12 protein-coding genes and 2 pseudogenes are annotated in these 15266 nt (G+C 44.8%); all 14 read left to right on the forward strand.

From position 1 onward, the window contains the following. Position 1: 1 nt before the first annotated feature. A complete protein-coding gene (gene tssF / locus KGP26_RS11070; RefSeq protein WP_223497929.1) occupies positions 2-1765 on the forward strand; it encodes a type VI secretion system baseplate subunit TssF in 1764 nt (587 codons plus the stop codon). Next, the gene (gene tssG, locus KGP26_RS11075) at positions 1729-2817 is read left to right on the forward strand and encodes a type VI secretion system baseplate subunit TssG (protein WP_223497928.1); all 1089 of its coding nucleotides are present in this window, start codon (positions 1729-1731) and stop codon (positions 2815-2817) included. Before tssF ends, tssG begins: the two co-directional genes overlap by 37 nt. Further along, positions 2789-3328, forward strand: coding sequence for a type VI secretion system lipoprotein TssJ (gene tssJ, locus KGP26_RS11080; protein WP_371822033.1), 540 nt, complete (start codon positions 2789-2791; stop codon positions 3326-3328). Before tssG ends, tssJ begins: the two co-directional genes overlap by 29 nt. Next, entirely contained in the window at positions 3325-3759 is a 435-nt protein-coding gene (gene tssE, locus KGP26_RS11085; protein WP_223497926.1) for a type VI secretion system baseplate subunit TssE, read from the forward strand. Before tssJ ends, tssE begins: the two co-directional genes overlap by 4 nt. Before the next feature lie 18 nt (positions 3760-3777). After that, the gene (locus KGP26_RS11090) at positions 3778-5163 is read left to right on the forward strand and encodes a VasL domain-containing protein (RefSeq protein ID WP_223497925.1); all 1386 of its coding nucleotides are present in this window, start codon (positions 3778-3780) and stop codon (positions 5161-5163) included. 19 nt (positions 5164-5182) lie between these two features. Beyond that, positions 5183-6016, forward strand: a complete 834-nt coding sequence (locus KGP26_RS11095) for an SANT/Myb domain-containing protein (protein ID WP_223497924.1) — start codon at positions 5183-5185, stop codon at positions 6014-6016. Positions 6017-7770: 1754 nt separating this feature from the next. Next, positions 7771-8457: a hypothetical protein gene (locus KGP26_RS11100; RefSeq protein WP_223497923.1), complete on the forward strand. Its 687-nt coding sequence runs from the start codon at positions 7771-7773 to the stop codon at positions 8455-8457. A gap of 350 nt (positions 8458-8807) precedes the next feature. After that, positions 8808-8960 (forward strand): annotated as a pseudogene (locus tag KGP26_RS11105) (transposase); the annotation flags it as partial. 639 nt (positions 8961-9599) lie between these two features. After that, positions 9600-10280: a hypothetical protein gene (locus KGP26_RS11110; RefSeq protein ID WP_223497922.1), complete on the forward strand. Its 681-nt coding sequence runs from the start codon at positions 9600-9602 to the stop codon at positions 10278-10280. Then, positions 10264-11604, forward strand: coding sequence for an aminotransferase class V-fold PLP-dependent enzyme (locus KGP26_RS11115; protein WP_223497921.1), 1341 nt, complete (start codon positions 10264-10266; stop codon positions 11602-11604). The genes KGP26_RS11110 and KGP26_RS11115 overlap by 17 nt, the downstream gene beginning before the upstream one ends. 390 nt (positions 11605-11994) lie before the next feature. Further along, entirely contained in the window at positions 11995-13107 is a 1113-nt protein-coding gene (locus KGP26_RS11120) for an NAD(P)/FAD-dependent oxidoreductase (protein WP_223497920.1), read from the forward strand. A gap of 225 nt (positions 13108-13332) precedes the next feature. Next, a pseudogene (locus tag KGP26_RS11125) lies at positions 13333-13700 on the forward strand (integrase core domain-containing protein); the annotation flags it as partial. Between the two features lie 130 nt (positions 13701-13830). Then, entirely contained in the window at positions 13831-14316 is a 486-nt protein-coding gene (locus KGP26_RS11130) for a hypothetical protein (protein ID WP_223497919.1), read from the forward strand. Further along, positions 14291-14893, forward strand: a complete 603-nt coding sequence (locus KGP26_RS11135; protein WP_223497918.1) for a hypothetical protein — start codon at positions 14291-14293, stop codon at positions 14891-14893. Before KGP26_RS11130 ends, KGP26_RS11135 begins: the two co-directional genes overlap by 26 nt. Positions 14894-15266 lie beyond the last annotated feature (373 nt).

Genomic DNA, 15266 nt, shown 5'->3' on the forward strand with positions numbered 1-15266 from the left:
TATGGACGATTTAACCCTGCGTTATTTTGAAGCCGAAATGCGTTACCTGCGCGAGGCGGGCGACGAATTTGCGCGTGCGCATCCCGACCGGGCGTCTGCACTCAACCTTGACAAAACCGGGGCCCGTGACCCGTATGTGGAACGCCTGTTTGAAGGTTTTGCCTTTCTGATGGGGCGTCTGCGTGAAAAGCTCGACGATGACCTGCCCGAACTGACCGAAGGGCTGGTCAGCCTGTTGTGGCCACACTATCTGCGCACCATTCCCTCCCTGTCTATTGTGGAGTTCACTCCGGAATGGCAGAGCATGAAAGAGCCCATGGCGGTGAGTAAAGGCTTTGAAATACTTTCGCGCCCTATCGGTGAACGTCGCACACGCTGCCGGTACACCACCACGAAGGATATTGAGCTGCTGCCTCTCACCCTGAACCGCGCGGTGCTGGATACCGAGCCAGATGGCCGCTCGGTGATCCGCTTGCGCTTTACCTGCAGTGAACTGGTGGACTGGAGCGTCATCACTCTGCGCCATCTGCCGTTCTATTTTGACGCCGATACACCGCTGGCCTGCGCCTTGCATGAGGCGCTAACGCTTAACACCGCCAAACTCTGGATACGCCTGCCGGGCCAGGCTGACCGTCAACCGCTGGACGCATTCTTTGCGCCACAGGGCTTTAGTGATAAGGACACACTGTGGCCAAAAGGGGACAGTGCGTTCAGCGGTTATCAACTGCTGCTGGAGTATTTCACCTTCCGTGAAAAATTCATGTTTGTCGCGCTCAGGGGACTGGACGCGGTGACGTTACCGGCAGATCTGGCCTGGTTTGAAATCGATGTGGTGCTGGAGAAGCGCTGGGAGCACGACTTCTCGTTCTCGGAAAAACACCTGCGGCTGCACTGCGTGCCGGTCATTAATCTCTTTCCGCTGGAATCGGATCCACTTTCACTTTCCTCGTTACAGACGGAATATCTGCTGCACCCGATGCGCGTGCAGGATGGCCATACCGAAATTTACTCGGTGGATGCGGTGATCTCCTCCAAACACTCTGGCCACCAGGTGTATGTGCCGTTCACCAGTTTCCGTCACAAAGGTGGGATGCTGCGACACGACGCGCCGGAATATTACTACCATACACGCGTCAAGCGAGGCCCTTCCGGCCTGCACGATACGTGGCTGGTATTGGGCGGCGAGGCGTTTGATAACCACACCGTACCGGACAATGAAAACCTCTCCCTCAGTCTCACTGGCACCAACGGCCAGTTGTCGCGCAAATCCCTGCAAAGCACGGTGCTGGATACGGCGGTGAAATCTACCGGGGTCAACGTGCGGGTGCGTAATGTATCCGTACCTACCATGCCGTGTTATCCGCCGAACCGTGACCGTTTTCACTGGCGTGTATTGAGCCATCTGGGCAGCAGTTTCTTGTGGATGATGGACAGCGCGGATGTGCTGCGTGGTACTCTGGCGTTATATGACTGGACGGAAAACGAGATGAACCGCCGCCGTCTGGAGGCCATCGTCGAGGTGAAACACAGCGAGATCGAACGCTTTGAACGCGGCTATCTGCTGCGCGGGGTCCATATCGAGATCACACTCGACAGCAACGGCTTTGCAGGTACCGGTGATATCAGTCTGTTCGGTGAAATGCTCAGCCGCTTTTTTGCGCTGTATACCGACATTCATCTGTTCAACCGTCTGACCCTGATACTGCAACCGACAGGAGAACGTCTGGAATGGGAAGAGAACCACAAAACCCGTCTTCCCTGCTAATCGCCAGGCTTGAACGGGATATTGGCAAGATTAATTTCTTCCGCCTCTGTCAGTTACTCGAGCAGCAACCCGGAACGCTGCCGCTGGGCAGTACCGCGGATCCTGCCGATGACTGTGTGCGTTTTCGTCCGCACCCCGGAATGGGATTTCCGGTCAGTGAGTTGAAGGCGTTGGAAATGGACGCAAAACATCAGGATGCGCCGCCGACCATTCGCACCACGTTTATGGGGCTGTACGGGGTGGATTCGCCGTTGCCGACGTCCTATATCGATGACATCACCCAACAGCGCGAAGGGCATGAGGCACTGGAAGGGTTCCTCGATATTTTTAACCACCGGTTCATGACGCAGTTTTACCGGATTTGGCGAAAGTACTCCTATCCTGCCACGTTCGAATCGGGGGGGAAAGACAATACCTCGCAAAGCGTGCTGGGGCTTATTGGCATGGGGATCCCCGGCACTCAGTCGCATTTTGCGACGCCGACCTCACGCTTTCTGGCGTTACTGGGCGTGATGCGCTTGCCAGGAAGAACGGCGGAAGGCGTGCAGGCGCTGGTGCGTCTGTTAGCCCCTTTTACGCAGGCCGATGTCACGCCGCATTGCTTGCGCACGGTGCGGATCGCTGCACCGATGCGGTTTGCCGATGACGGCACTCACTGGCTGGATGGCGGTACGGTGATGGGGGAGGAGGTCATTGATGCCAACAGTCAGTTGCTGATTTCCTTGCACACATCAGACCGTGAGGAGGCAAGAGACTGGTTGCCAGATGGTGTACTGTATACCGATTTTTTAGTGTTACTCAGGGTGTATCTGGGCTGGCGCTACACCGCCTGCATTCAGTTGACGGTACCGACACGGCTGCTCCCGGCCCCTGTTCTGGGGGAACCCGCGATAAGGCTGGGTTTGACTGGCGTACTGGGGCTGGGTGATGACGCGTCGTCAGACGATCTCCCCGCATACTTTACCGTGGCGCTGGGTCGCTACAGCGGAATGGCACCTGACAGACATAAAGAAGGAAATGGTCGTGTTATTAAATACCACGTTGAAAAGTAAACTTTGGCTGCCTGCGCTGGCTTTATTACTGAGCGGCTGCGGGCTGACCCAGACGGTGACCGATGGCACTGTCTCAGCAACAAAATCTCTGTTTTATAAGCACATAAAAGTGCTGCATCTGGATTTTACCGGACGTGAAGCATTGAATACCGATGCACACGAGGAAAGTTCGTCCTCGCAGCCAGTGTTGGTTCGCGTCTATCAGCTACGTGATGATAAAACCTTCCAGAAAACGGTGTATCAGCAGTTGGTTGATGGGGGCGATGACGCACTGAAAGCGGATCTGCTGGCCAGCCGCGATGTGGTTGTCAAACCGGGAAATGCCGTATCGCTGGATATGCCGATGGAGAAAGACGCTCAATTTGTTGCGATCGTCGGCCTGTTCCGTGATCCGGATATGTCGAAAGACCAGTGGCGTCGGGTGTTGACCCGCGACGATCTGGATCCGGATAAGCCGCGCACTGTCGAGGTGGGAAATAACACGTTGACCCTGCTTGCGGAGAAAAAATGATGTCCGGCGCTCTCTCACTCTACGAAATACTGCTGGGTAACTTTGCCGGTGGTCTTGAGCTGCATCAGGTCAACGAAGCCGATCAGGTGATCCTCTCGGTACTCGACAACATGCAGCGCATTCTCAACTGCCGGGCAGGCACGCTCAGCCATTTGCCGGACTACGGTTTACCGGACATGAGCAAAATCCTGCAAGGCATGCCCGGCTCGGCGCATGAGCTGATGGTCACGCTCTCCGCTGTCCTGCTGAAATACGAGCCACGCCTGAAGAAGGTTGACGTGGTGATGCAGGAACAAACGCAGCCGGGCGAACTGCGATATGCCATTGATGCACAACTGAAAGACCACGGATTGGTGCGCTATGGCACCGAATTTATGCCGGAGGGCAAGATAGTGATTCGGCACCTACAACAACAGCAGTGGCTGTCTTAATCAGGGTAACCACACACCATGACCTTTCTGTCTCAACGCTACCTGAAAACCGGTGGCGACCCGCGTGCGTTGGCTGATTATGCCGCACTTCGCGATGAACTGAGTAAACTCACCCACCCGGCGCGCCCGGATGTGGGCTGGCATTATGCCGAAAAACTGTGCCTGTCGCTGTTTGAACACAACGGCGTGGAGCTGCAGACGGCGGCCTGGTATACCCTGACCCGCACCCAGTTGGCCGGGGTTGCCGGGTTGAATGAAGGGCTGTCGATTATTGAGGCGCTGGTTAGCCACCAGTGGGGCGCATTGTGGCCACAACCGGTCCATGCCCGTGTAGAAATCCTCTCAGCACTCACTCAGCGTTTACATGGGGTATTGCGTACCCTGAACTGGCAATACAGTGACCTGTCTGCGTTGTATCAGTCGGAACAACGACTAAAACACTTTAGCGAGGTTTTACAGCGCCTCGAACTGCGCCACATGAGCCAACTGGATACCCTGGTGCAACTGTTGCACATCGCCGCAGTAAGGCTGGAGAATGCTCAAGGCAATGAGCAGCAATTCGCGCCAAACATCACCGGCGGGATGTTGCCGCCCCCGCAGTCGACACCAGCACCTCAGCCTTCATCAAACGTGCAACAGCCCTGGGTGTATATCGCCCAACCGGAAATGTCGCCTAAAGTTAGGGTAGTGACTACAGCGCAGAAAAAACGGCGGGAGTGGAAAGGCTTTTTTGCTGGCGTCGGCGTCAGCATGTTGTGTGCGGTATGCGTTGGCTGGATGGTTTACAGCCATTACGTCACTGATGTGCAAGCACAGGTGAAAAGCTCGCTCGCGTCGTTACCGCAAGCGTTGCCTGAGGCGGTGCAGTCTCAACTGCGCTGGGGCGAGTCAGACGCATTGAATGCTGCCGCCCCGGCATTGCTGGCGTTGACAGACAAACAGCTCTCACAGTTGGCGATGTTATCCCCCCACTGGGTGCAAGACTACGGGATGGCATTGATAAAACAGACCCACACTCTGTGGCCGGAGAGCCCGACAGCCGCCGCGCTGCAGCAGCGTTGGCAGCAGACCCTCAACGCCAATGCCTTGCCGGTTGAACAGCTGGAGGACAGCTATCAGGCACTGGCCCGGTTGCAGGCGCTGGTGACCCAACTCAACGGTCTCGATGAAAAACGGGGAAAGTACCTGACCGTCTCTGAACTGAAATCTGCACTTTATGCCATACAGCAGCCTTTACTGCGCACACCGCCGTTGGAGAGCTTGTTACGAGAACTGGCTCAGAAACCCCAGCGGAACGTTTCGGCTTCCTTGAAAACGCAAATCGACAGCCGATTGACGCAGTTGCTTAATCGTTATGCGCTGATAAACCCAGCGCAAACGGTGTCATCTTCACCAGCCCAATGACATTAACGGTAGGCAGAGAATGATGTTTGATAAAACGAGTCAACTCCGTTCAGGCCAATACTGGTCACCGGATGATATTACATTTATTAAGCGACACTATGCTAAAAAAACCATGGTGGATATCGCAGTTAAATTGGGGCGGACACAAGGTGCGGTGAGAGCCCAGGCGAGGAGGCTAGGCCTTAAGCCGCCAATCTCCGCGAAGGTCTTGCGGGAACCCCCCTCCGATATCAAGCCAGGCAACCACCGTTCACGTTGGACCATAACAGAGCTGAACTATGTGGAAACCCACTACGGTAAAACACCCACACGCGAAATTGCGGCTAAACTCGGGCGTGGGTATTCTGCGGTCCATATGGCGGCTCAGAGTTTAGGGCTTTGCAAAAAACAGGCTCAAGAATGGAGTGAAGAAGATATAGCGGTATTACACACCCATTATGCCGAGGGGGCCGGTATCACTTACGTACAAACACTACTCCCTGGGAGGTCAAAACAGTCTATTTCCGTCAAGGCTCGAGAGTTAGGTATAAGGAGTGGCTATCATTGGGAACCGAGTGAAGAGCGCATTTTACGCGACTTTTACGCACAAATGGGGGCAAAAGTGGCAAGCAAACTGCCGCGCAGAAGTGCTGATGCAATCAAGTACAAAGCCAGACTGCTGGGATTGCGCTATAACAAGCTAAAAGATATACAGGTCTCTTTTAAGCCGTGGAGTGAGGCGGAGTGGCGCTTACTGGAGAGTACCCTTGACTTGTCTTGCAGCGAACTGATGCCCCTTTTCCCACTGCGTTCACAACGATCGCTGGAAAAAGCCAGGGAAAGACTCAGGAAACGGCTGAAGGCTAAAAAGTGAGCGGAGACCTGGGGACTGCCGCACGCAATAGCATGGCTGTTTTCCTTATCGGCTTCGGAGTTGCAGGGTGCAAATGGTCTGAAACTGGTATCCACCACCATTTATCCAATGGCTATTCACGTAACTGGTGTCAGTTTGGCAATGACGAATGGCTGTTTGGGTTCCGTAATTGGTAAAAGATCAGGAGCATGGTCGATCGCCCATGCAGGTATAACCCAAGTATTCTTTCATTGATTAGTAATATCATTATTCATCATTTCCATAGCAATACTCATTCTCTATTGTCTAAAGGCTCATCAAATGCTTGGAACATTATGCTTATAAGAGTACCGTGCAGTTGGAGCGGGTTTTTTCGCTGAATGGTGAGTAGCTGATAAAAATGGATACTCCTTTGTGAGCTCTGAAATTCAATGATGTTCAGCAGTAATTCTGGTATTATAAAAAACGAATACACCTAAGTGGTTATTGACTGCCCGTAGATTGAAAAGGATGTTATATTGATGGTGATTCTATTTTTTATTCAATTGACGGATGCGTTAGGATATGTAGTGTTCGGTAAGGTGACTTAGCTATCCCGGTAGTATGTCGTTAATGCAAAGTTGGCTTTCATTCTTATCAAGTCAATGTTTCCGGTAATGCCACTAGTTAGAGTAATCAAGGGTTATATTTAATGGTAATCATTAGTAATAAAATGCCTTATTCTAAAAAATACACGCCATTGTTATATCTGGTGATGGTGCTAGCATTTTTTTTGCACATTGATAACTTTTTTTTAAAAACCAAGGGTTCTTTGGGTTTTATTGGTTTATATTTTTTATTCTTATCATTATGCCCTTATTTAATAATTATTTTTTACTTTAAAGTGTCCAAGGATTTTTACCCTTCAATTATAGGTTGTACTATTGCACTTATACTGGATAGTGTGACGCATTATTATGTTTTTATATCACCACAAAACTCAACGGCAGCCACGGGCCTTTTGTTTACGCCAGTAATGAACATTTTCCTTGTTGTTGCAATAATTGTCTTCGCTTCTTTATTTAAAAAGACAATCAAATTATTAAGTGGATTGCTTAGGAGGTAAAATAACAGAAGGAAGTTACCTAAATAGGCGCAACCAATGTCGCTATATGTCTAAAATGACGCTCTTTTTCAGTAATTTCCACATTGGGGCTCTACGCCGGAGTGCGACATGAAATTGCGTATTTACTTGTCTCATCTGTTGAGGTTGGCAGAAAGGAGGCCTGTTTTACCGTCAATAGCAGCCTGCGTGATCGCTCAGACCCGAATACGCATGGCCGCTACAGCGGATTGACGGTGGTACATCAGTAGGGGAGAGGAAATTCTTCCGCGTTAAGAATATTATTTAACTGATGGTGCCAAGTGATTATTTTATTTTGCGTAACGTAAAATTCGACGGTTCCTGCGCGGAATCGCCCTCTTGATAGTTATTACTTTGCTCCATATATCCGAATAGAGGCTTTCCCTCTTAAATATATAAAGAATTACTGTTAAGGGTCTTAAGCCTGGTCCGAAACTAATTATTGAATAAATAGGGAGACCAGAATGATGTCGACGTGATAATAAAAATACTCCGGGAAGTCACCCGGCGTTAAAATCGAGTAAATACACAGGGGAAGGGAAATAAAAAGTCAGGGGGGGTAGATAATTTTTCAAGACTAGCTTCATTGAACATAATTCTCATCCAGGCACACACCGAATTACCTGAATAAGACAAGTATGTGAGGAGAAACATGCTTAATAAAATCCACACGCTCAGTCGCACTGTGCACTGGACACCGGATGAAATTAACTTTCTTAAACAATATCAGAGTACTATGCATTTTGCAGAATTGGCTGTCTTACTGGGACGCACTCCAGGCGCGGTAAGGAGCAAGTTACATAGGTTGGGTCTGAAACAGCATAAACTTACAACGAGAGCGGAGAAGAAAATGGCACAACCCTCCTTGCCTAAAAATCATCGCTCACTCTGGACACTAAAAGAACTGAATTTCGTAGAGGAACATTATGGAAAGACATCGACACGGGAGATAGCGGGCACGCTTGGCAGGAGGCTCAGTGCTGTATACATGGTTGCGCATGCATTAGGGATTTGCAAAGCACCATCAGAACGGTGGACTGAGCAGGAAGTGGAGGTGCTGCGTAAGCATTACGCTGATGAAAGAGGTATGAGTTACGTGCAAACGTTACTTCCTAGTAGAGCCCAAAACTCCATCATAGCAAAGGCAAAACATATAGGAATAACCAGAGGGCGCAGCTGGCTCCCTGATGAAGAGCACATTTTGCGTGAATTTTACCCGGCAATAGGTACTGAAGTCGCAGAGAAACTTCAGCACAGAAGTCATGATGCAATCAAACTCAAGGCAAGTAAATTGGGATTGATATACCACAAAAAAAAGGCCACTTCAGGTACCCTATAAACGCTGGACTGATGCAGAGTGGCGTTTATTGGAAATGAACCTGGCTTTGCCCAATCACGACCCGATACGATTGTTCCCTTACCGTAAAAAGGCGGTGCTTGACAAAGCTAAGAGAGACTAAACGTAGGAGAAATTTGAAGATGTCATGATCGCTAGGCTCCGTCCTATCTGGCGATGAATGAGCTTGGAATCATATTTAAGCCTAAGTATTTAAATAAGTTTTTGCATAGAGATTGGAAGAGTTGGCATAGATATCTTCCTGGAGCGACTCCGCGAAAGTCAGACAGTAGAAGTCTCCTAATTTAAGGGATAGGCTTCGATATATGTCTAACACTAACGCTGATTTTGATATGGCCGGAATACTGTTGGGGCAATAAGCCTGTCGGCATAAAACACCTCAGGAAAAGATCGCTATTATTAAGCAGTCGATGGAACCGGGAGTGTTAGTATCCCATGTGCCCCGCTTGCATGCCATTCAGCCCAGTCTGCTGTTCAAGTGGAAACCGGCACTTACTGCAAAGGACTGACTTGGGTTTTCATCAAAAAAGGGCTCGATGTTATTAAAATCAATCGGACTGACTGTAGCTTATCTGGGATGAATTAAGGTGCTATCAGGCTATATACCGTTTTTATTATGCTGTTTGGCGCCGAAATGCCTTTAAATGAAGGCATTATCCCATTGACATAAAAAAGTATTGTTTTCTCTCCATCTAGCTTACACCCAGAGCTTGCTAAATCTCGAAGAGATGATGGCGTAATACAGTATTGCTGTTAGGTACCCAAAAATTTAGCGTGGAGTATCGGCATACAGATATTATGGCATAGAAAATGCCAAGGTGTCTGTATGGAATAGGGTAGTTGAAATGTCAACTGCTAAATATGGGGGTTAGTAAACGGATTATTTACTATAACAAAGAAATCGTTGACAGATATTGGGTTACTACATGAGGTATTTAAAGAGTAACTTGAATATACCATCTAAGAGAGATTGACACTTTGTTAATTATTTTCTCTGTTGGTTGCAAAAATGGCCGGGTAACTTTTGTTAACTCGCCAAGGTAATATAAATATTGTAATGCTCATTAGGTTTGATTTGTGTTTTACTAAAAAATTTCATCATATCAATAGCTTGAAGGGGTTGTATGAAATACAATGAAAATGAGTTGGCTAGTATTCAAGGAGGTTTTATACCACTTCTTGTTTCATGTGATAAGCATATATGTCAGGAGTGGCATAATGGTGTGAATTATTTAAACCTACTATCAATTCCGCTTAGTATACCTCAAATAGAGGGTTTAATTTATGAATTCGGAGGCAAGATTAAACTTACCCCTCCTGTAAATATAATGAAATGGTTTGCGATACTCTCTAACGGTTTTTTTCCAGTATATACAAATATTAGACCTTTAAACCAAATGGCTCAGTCTGATAAGGTGGATATGCTCCATGATATTTATGGGCACGTTCCATACTTAATTAATCCAAAATTTAACACGGTTTGCAAGTTTTTCGGGGACTCATGGGTTTCATGTGATAAAAAACACCACGAATCACTGATTAAATTGTGGTTTTATATTATCGAATTTAGCGTTATATATCAGAAGGAAAACCTCCTTGCATTTGGTGGAGGACTTATTACATCCAATTATTTTTTAAATAAATTTATAAATGGAGATATTGAAGTTCAGGAAAGTGATATATGTGAAATTCTTAATTCCAATATATCGATAACCGGCTCACCAGAGAGACTGTTTTCATTCGGATCAGTAGATGATATTTTTACTTTACTAACTTCAGGGGTTGAGCATGTTATCAAAAGCTAATGCGGAAATTTTATTTGACTTTCAATGTAAACTAAGGGGGATGTACAAAGATCTGCCTTCTTTTGAGCAGGGGTGGAAAGAAGATACAAGTAAAATCATGGAGGAACTTTTGCTAAAGTTAGTAAATAATGATCCATTTTACCATCCTCACTATCTTGGTCATATGTCAGGCTATATCTGTGATATATCCGTTATGAGCTATTTTTTAACAATGCAAATAAATCCGAACAACCATAGCTATGATGGAGGAAGAGCAACAACAGAAATGGAAGTAGAGTGCATGAATTCAATGGCCAATATGATAGGATGGGAATCGTATCACGGCCATTTAACTTCCGGAGGTACATCAGGTAATTTAGAGGCTCTATGGTTCCATAAGGAAAATGGTGCAAAAACTATTATTTTTAGCAGTAATGCTCATTATACTCATAAAAGAATGGCAAGGCTGTTGGGGATGGATTATATCGAACTGGCATCTGATCATTGCGGTCGGATGGACATAAGGCACCTAACTAAAGTATTAACAACATTACCAACTCCATCACCTGTAATAGTCTGTACACTAGGTACAACATTAATGGGGGCGTTAGACCCTTTACATGATATTCTTGAGTTAAGAAAGAACCATTCATTTATTATACATGTTGATGCTGCATATGGTGGGTATTTTTACTTGATTAGAAATAGTTTGTCCTATGTAAATAAAATCATATATGATTCATTACCTAAAGCTGACTCTGTTGTCATAGATCCTCATAAGCATGGACTTCAAGGTTTTGGATGCGGGGCTGTACTATTTAATAAGGGCAGGCAAAGTGAAATTGAAAATGCTTACCGTCATGACTCACCATATACTTATTTTGATAGGAGAGGGAAAAATATAGGGGAAACCTCACTTGAGTGCTCTAGGCCTGGCGCAGCCGCAGCAGCTTTGTGGGCAACAATGAATTATTTACCTTTAATTGAAAATGGAGAATTTGCAGATGCTCTGATGAGTTGTCATATAACAGCAAAAAAAATCGCAAAGAGATTGGATGAGTCTGGCTTATTTAAATTACTCACTCCAGATCCTGACTTGGATATTGTTGTTTTTTATATAGACTGTATTAATATTACAGCTTCAACTGAGAAATTATATGACAGGCTGCGCCTTATAGGCTTTTATGTCGCATTAGCTCAATGTGATATAGTTTCTCATGCAGGTACGTTAAGTAGTGAGAAATGTATTAGAATGACATTAATGAAAAAGGAACATAGTGATGTATGTGATTTATTAATTGAAAATATAATCTCAATTGGTGAGGAGATCATTAGGGGAATTTAAGGGAGGTAATTAATGCTGTTATGGGAAGTTACTACATACCTTATATTTTAATTGGGAATTCACTCAATCTAGAAGGTTCACACGATGGGTTATTCTCAATTAAATCAATATAGATAAAACTCGGTTGTACATTGTGGTGGATTTTAAACTTAATTCTTTAGGATGCTGAATTAATCACTGGTAAACAATACGCCGTTTTTGCCGATAATGTAATTAAAATATCACACAAGTCTGTCTGTATAATATATCACTTACTCTGATTATATAATTAAGGATGTTGCGATTATTGAAAGTATGTGAGTTGGTTTTAATGACTCAATTAAGATGATAGCAACAAACTATAGCGTTATGGTCAAATCAACGGCGACTCTTAACATTGGTGGGTGAATAATGGTTTATATATTCGGTGGCGGTATCTCTGGCTTGTGCTTGAGTATTCTTCTTTCGAGGAATGGTGTGGATAATCATATTTATGACTCCAATGATACATATAATTCCAGGGGGTTGGGGTATACGATTTTACCAAATGGAATCTCTGCATTTGAGAGATTAGGGCTTTCTGAAAAAATAATTTCACAATCAATTAAGTTAAATAATGCATTGATAAAATCATCCAGTGAGATTAGTTTGTCATACAAACTTCCTGATTACTGCTATGGAATAACAAGGGAGTGTTTAATGAATATTCTATATGAGGAGGTGTCACCGGGTTCAGTTTCATTTTCAAAAGAGTTTGTTGGTTTTGAAAAATTCGAAAATGGATGTTATGTTAATCTTTTTGACGGAAAATATAAAAGCATCAGCAAAATGAGAGTGGATTTATTGCGTGATGTGTGTGTAGGTGCTGATGGGATAAACTCAAAAGTAAGAGGTTGTATTTTTCCTGATGTAAGTTTAAATGATAGTACAGTGAGAGAAATGTCACTAATCGCTCATCATGAAAACTTAAATGCTCTTGTAGGTAGTGACTTTATCGAAATGCATCACCCTTTAGGCGGGTTGACTTTTGGTATCGCCCCCTTGAGCAAAAACATTGCAGTTATGTATATAATTTATAGCAAAAAAAATCGAAAAAAAATAGAATGTATGAAAGGTAAATCATATTTAAAAAGCATAATAAGAGAAATAACTAATGATAAGCTATTTTGCCATGTTTTAGATTTGTGTGATTTAAATAACTCCTATCGCTGGCTATATCGAGATGCTGAGTTATTGCCTGATTTTCATAAAGGAAGAGTTGTCTTAATTGGTGATGCCGCGCACCCGATGTTACCATTTTCAACACAGGGGGTTAGTTCAGCAGTAGAAGACGCGGTGACTTTATCTGACTGTATTGTCACACATGGGAACTTAGAGGGTAATATAGATGAAATATTGAACTCATATAATAAAGCAAGGAATGCCAGTATGCAAAGTAAAATAGATGGTTCAAGGTGGTTAATGAAGCAGTTTATGATGGAAAAAAATGATTTCTCGCTGGTGAGACCATCCATTATTTTATAGGGGCATAAAAATCTTCTCTTTAGCGCATCGCTTAACATTTTATTTTTATGATTTCATCTAATGCTTTTGTTGATTAAGCATATACATTATCCCAATAATATTACTGCATAATATGTTCGCAGGTCTCTGGCTTAGGTCTTGAGCCTGCTAAATATCGAAGAGTGAGGGTGAACGCATCCCAACGATTTGAGAGCGGCCAAGGATTCTATCGGTGAGGTGTGGATAACTGTGCAGGACGTGATGCTCGGAGCGGTGGAAAGCGCTTCGGTGAAACGCCCCCGGACAAGTCGGAGCAGTGGCTGACGGACAACGGTTCGGCGTATACAGCGCATGATACGCGCAAGTTCGCCAGAGAGCTGAATCTGGAAGCCTGCACAACGGCAGTGAGCAGCCCACAGAGTAACGGAATGGCAGAGCGGTTCGTAAAAACGATGAAGGAAGACTACATCGCGTTCATGCCAAAACCCAATGTGAGAACGGCACTGCAGAATCTTGCTGCGGCGTTCAACCATTACAATGAAAACCATCCGCATAGCGCGCTGGGATACCACTCCCGGAAGGAATACCGGCGCCTGCGGGCATCGTTAACTTAAGATACAAAAGCTGTCTGAAGATGGCGGGTCAAGATCAGGTTGGCTAAGGTGGAATGGTAATATGCAAAGTTATTTAGGCTAAATTGGAGTGATATCGATAATTTTTCGTGATTTTTATGGGTGAAATTTGATGAAGTTCAATATTAAAAATTCTTATGTTTTTGACCTAAATAAGTTCAGCAGCAAGGCTGTTTTGACTTTATATCCTTATACCTATGCTGAGAAAAAGGATACACCTTTGCTTAATAATCCAAATCAAGGAATGTGTGCAGGTCTTTCGTTGTGCCTGATTAGAGTACTTTGCGAAGAAATGTCTTCTGCTAAGGGGTTAATTACGCCTGGTGATGCCCATCGTATAGCAAGTTGCTTTATTGAGGTTATTAAAAAGGCGGAAGGATACTGCAGAGATAATAAAAGTAAAAATCACGTTGAGCCTTTAAAAAAAGCCTTGTCTAGTAGAGGTATTGCCAGTGGCTTCTATGAGGGGTTTTCTTCTACAATAAAAGAAGACTCTTTTGTTAAAAAAATGACGAGTAAATTTAACGTTCCTAACAGTGATGAACACATCAAAAAAAATGCAATCTTAGTCGTTGAAAAAAAAAGAGAAAATTTCTGAGTTAGAGCATTCTTTAAGCGTTGTATTAAATGAGATTAAATTACATCAAATGGAACAAGACTCATATTTTGATGGTCTTTCTTCCGTAAATGAGTTTATTGATCCTGATGGGAGTGATAGTATTGACTTTGGATTGGGGTTGTTATCGATATACTGCAGCGAGACTCATGGTGTGAGTTATGGCTCTGTCGCTAAAGAACACAAAAATGAATTTTTAAGTGTTGAAAAGAAATATAATGCTGATCATATGGGGTTGGCAATGTGGAATGCTAATTCGGCATTTGTATTTGATCCGGCCCGAGGGTTGATTTTGGTTGAGTTTGAGCGTCTGAAAAGTAATTCAGAATTGTATGTGCTGATTGATACTGTTCTTGATGAGTGGAATGGCATCATTAAGCTATCTTTTCAACAAGTATTATGTAAGATTGCTGGTGTGAAGAAAAACATAAATTTTGATTATTTTGAAAAAAAATTAAATAATTTGAGCATGGTGAAGAAAGAGAGTAGATCTCTGTATCTGAGACCTTTATTTGAGATTTCTTCATATCCATCTTCTATCTCGTCATTGAGGAAGTAGCTGAGTAACAGCTGAATTATCTTCTCATATGAGCTAGATGTGGTAAGGCTTCCAGAGGGGGCCTATTTTTGAGGTTCTGTCGAAAATACGAAAGAGATATTATACTGCAGCCCATCAGTCCCCGCCGAGGTTGAAACAGCATAATAAAATGAGTTTTGCCAACAGAACTGAGTACCCAAAAACCTTGGAAAAACTTAAAGGACTTATCGAGCAGGGGGAGCTTAAAGTCGACTCGATCATTGCAGGGCATGATACTCCGATACATGACGTAGGCCTGATCGATCACTACCTTACACTGCTTGAGAAGGCGCCTAAGTAAACGAAGAGGTTCACGCATAGGAAATGGTTCTGTTGCATTAAGGTGTTCTCAGGT

Origin of the sequence: Serratia sp. JSRIV002, assembly GCF_019968725.1 — a bacterium.
Lineage (GTDB): Bacteria > Pseudomonadota > Gammaproteobacteria > Enterobacterales > Enterobacteriaceae > Chania > Chania fonticola_B.

What these genes read in the sequence shown, in the direction of transcription:
- tssF (WP_223497929.1), top strand. Translation starts at nt 2, where the DNA reads ATGGACGATTTAACCCTGCGTTATTTTGAAGCCGAAATGCGTTACCTG.
- tssG (WP_223497928.1), top strand. Translation starts at nt 1,729, where the DNA reads ATGGGAAGAGAACCACAAAACCCGTCTTCCCTGCTAATCGCCAGGCTT.
- tssE (WP_223497926.1), top strand. Translation starts at nt 3,325, where the DNA reads ATGATGTCCGGCGCTCTCTCACTCTACGAAATACTGCTGGGTAACTTT.
- KGP26_RS11090 (WP_223497925.1), top strand. Translation starts at nt 3,778, where the DNA reads ATGACCTTTCTGTCTCAACGCTACCTGAAAACCGGTGGCGACCCGCGT.
- KGP26_RS11095 (WP_223497924.1), top strand. Translation starts at nt 5,183, where the DNA reads ATGATGTTTGATAAAACGAGTCAACTCCGTTCAGGCCAATACTGGTCA.
- KGP26_RS11100 (WP_223497923.1), top strand. Translation starts at nt 7,771, where the DNA reads ATGCTTAATAAAATCCACACGCTCAGTCGCACTGTGCACTGGACACCG.
- KGP26_RS11110 (WP_223497922.1), top strand. Translation starts at nt 9,600, where the DNA reads ATGAAATACAATGAAAATGAGTTGGCTAGTATTCAAGGAGGTTTTATA.
- KGP26_RS11115 (WP_223497921.1), top strand. Translation starts at nt 10,264, where the DNA reads ATGTTATCAAAAGCTAATGCGGAAATTTTATTTGACTTTCAATGTAAA.
- KGP26_RS11120 (WP_223497920.1), top strand. Translation starts at nt 11,995, where the DNA reads ATGGTTTATATATTCGGTGGCGGTATCTCTGGCTTGTGCTTGAGTATT.
- KGP26_RS11130 (WP_223497919.1), top strand. Translation starts at nt 13,831, where the DNA reads ATGAAGTTCAATATTAAAAATTCTTATGTTTTTGACCTAAATAAGTTC.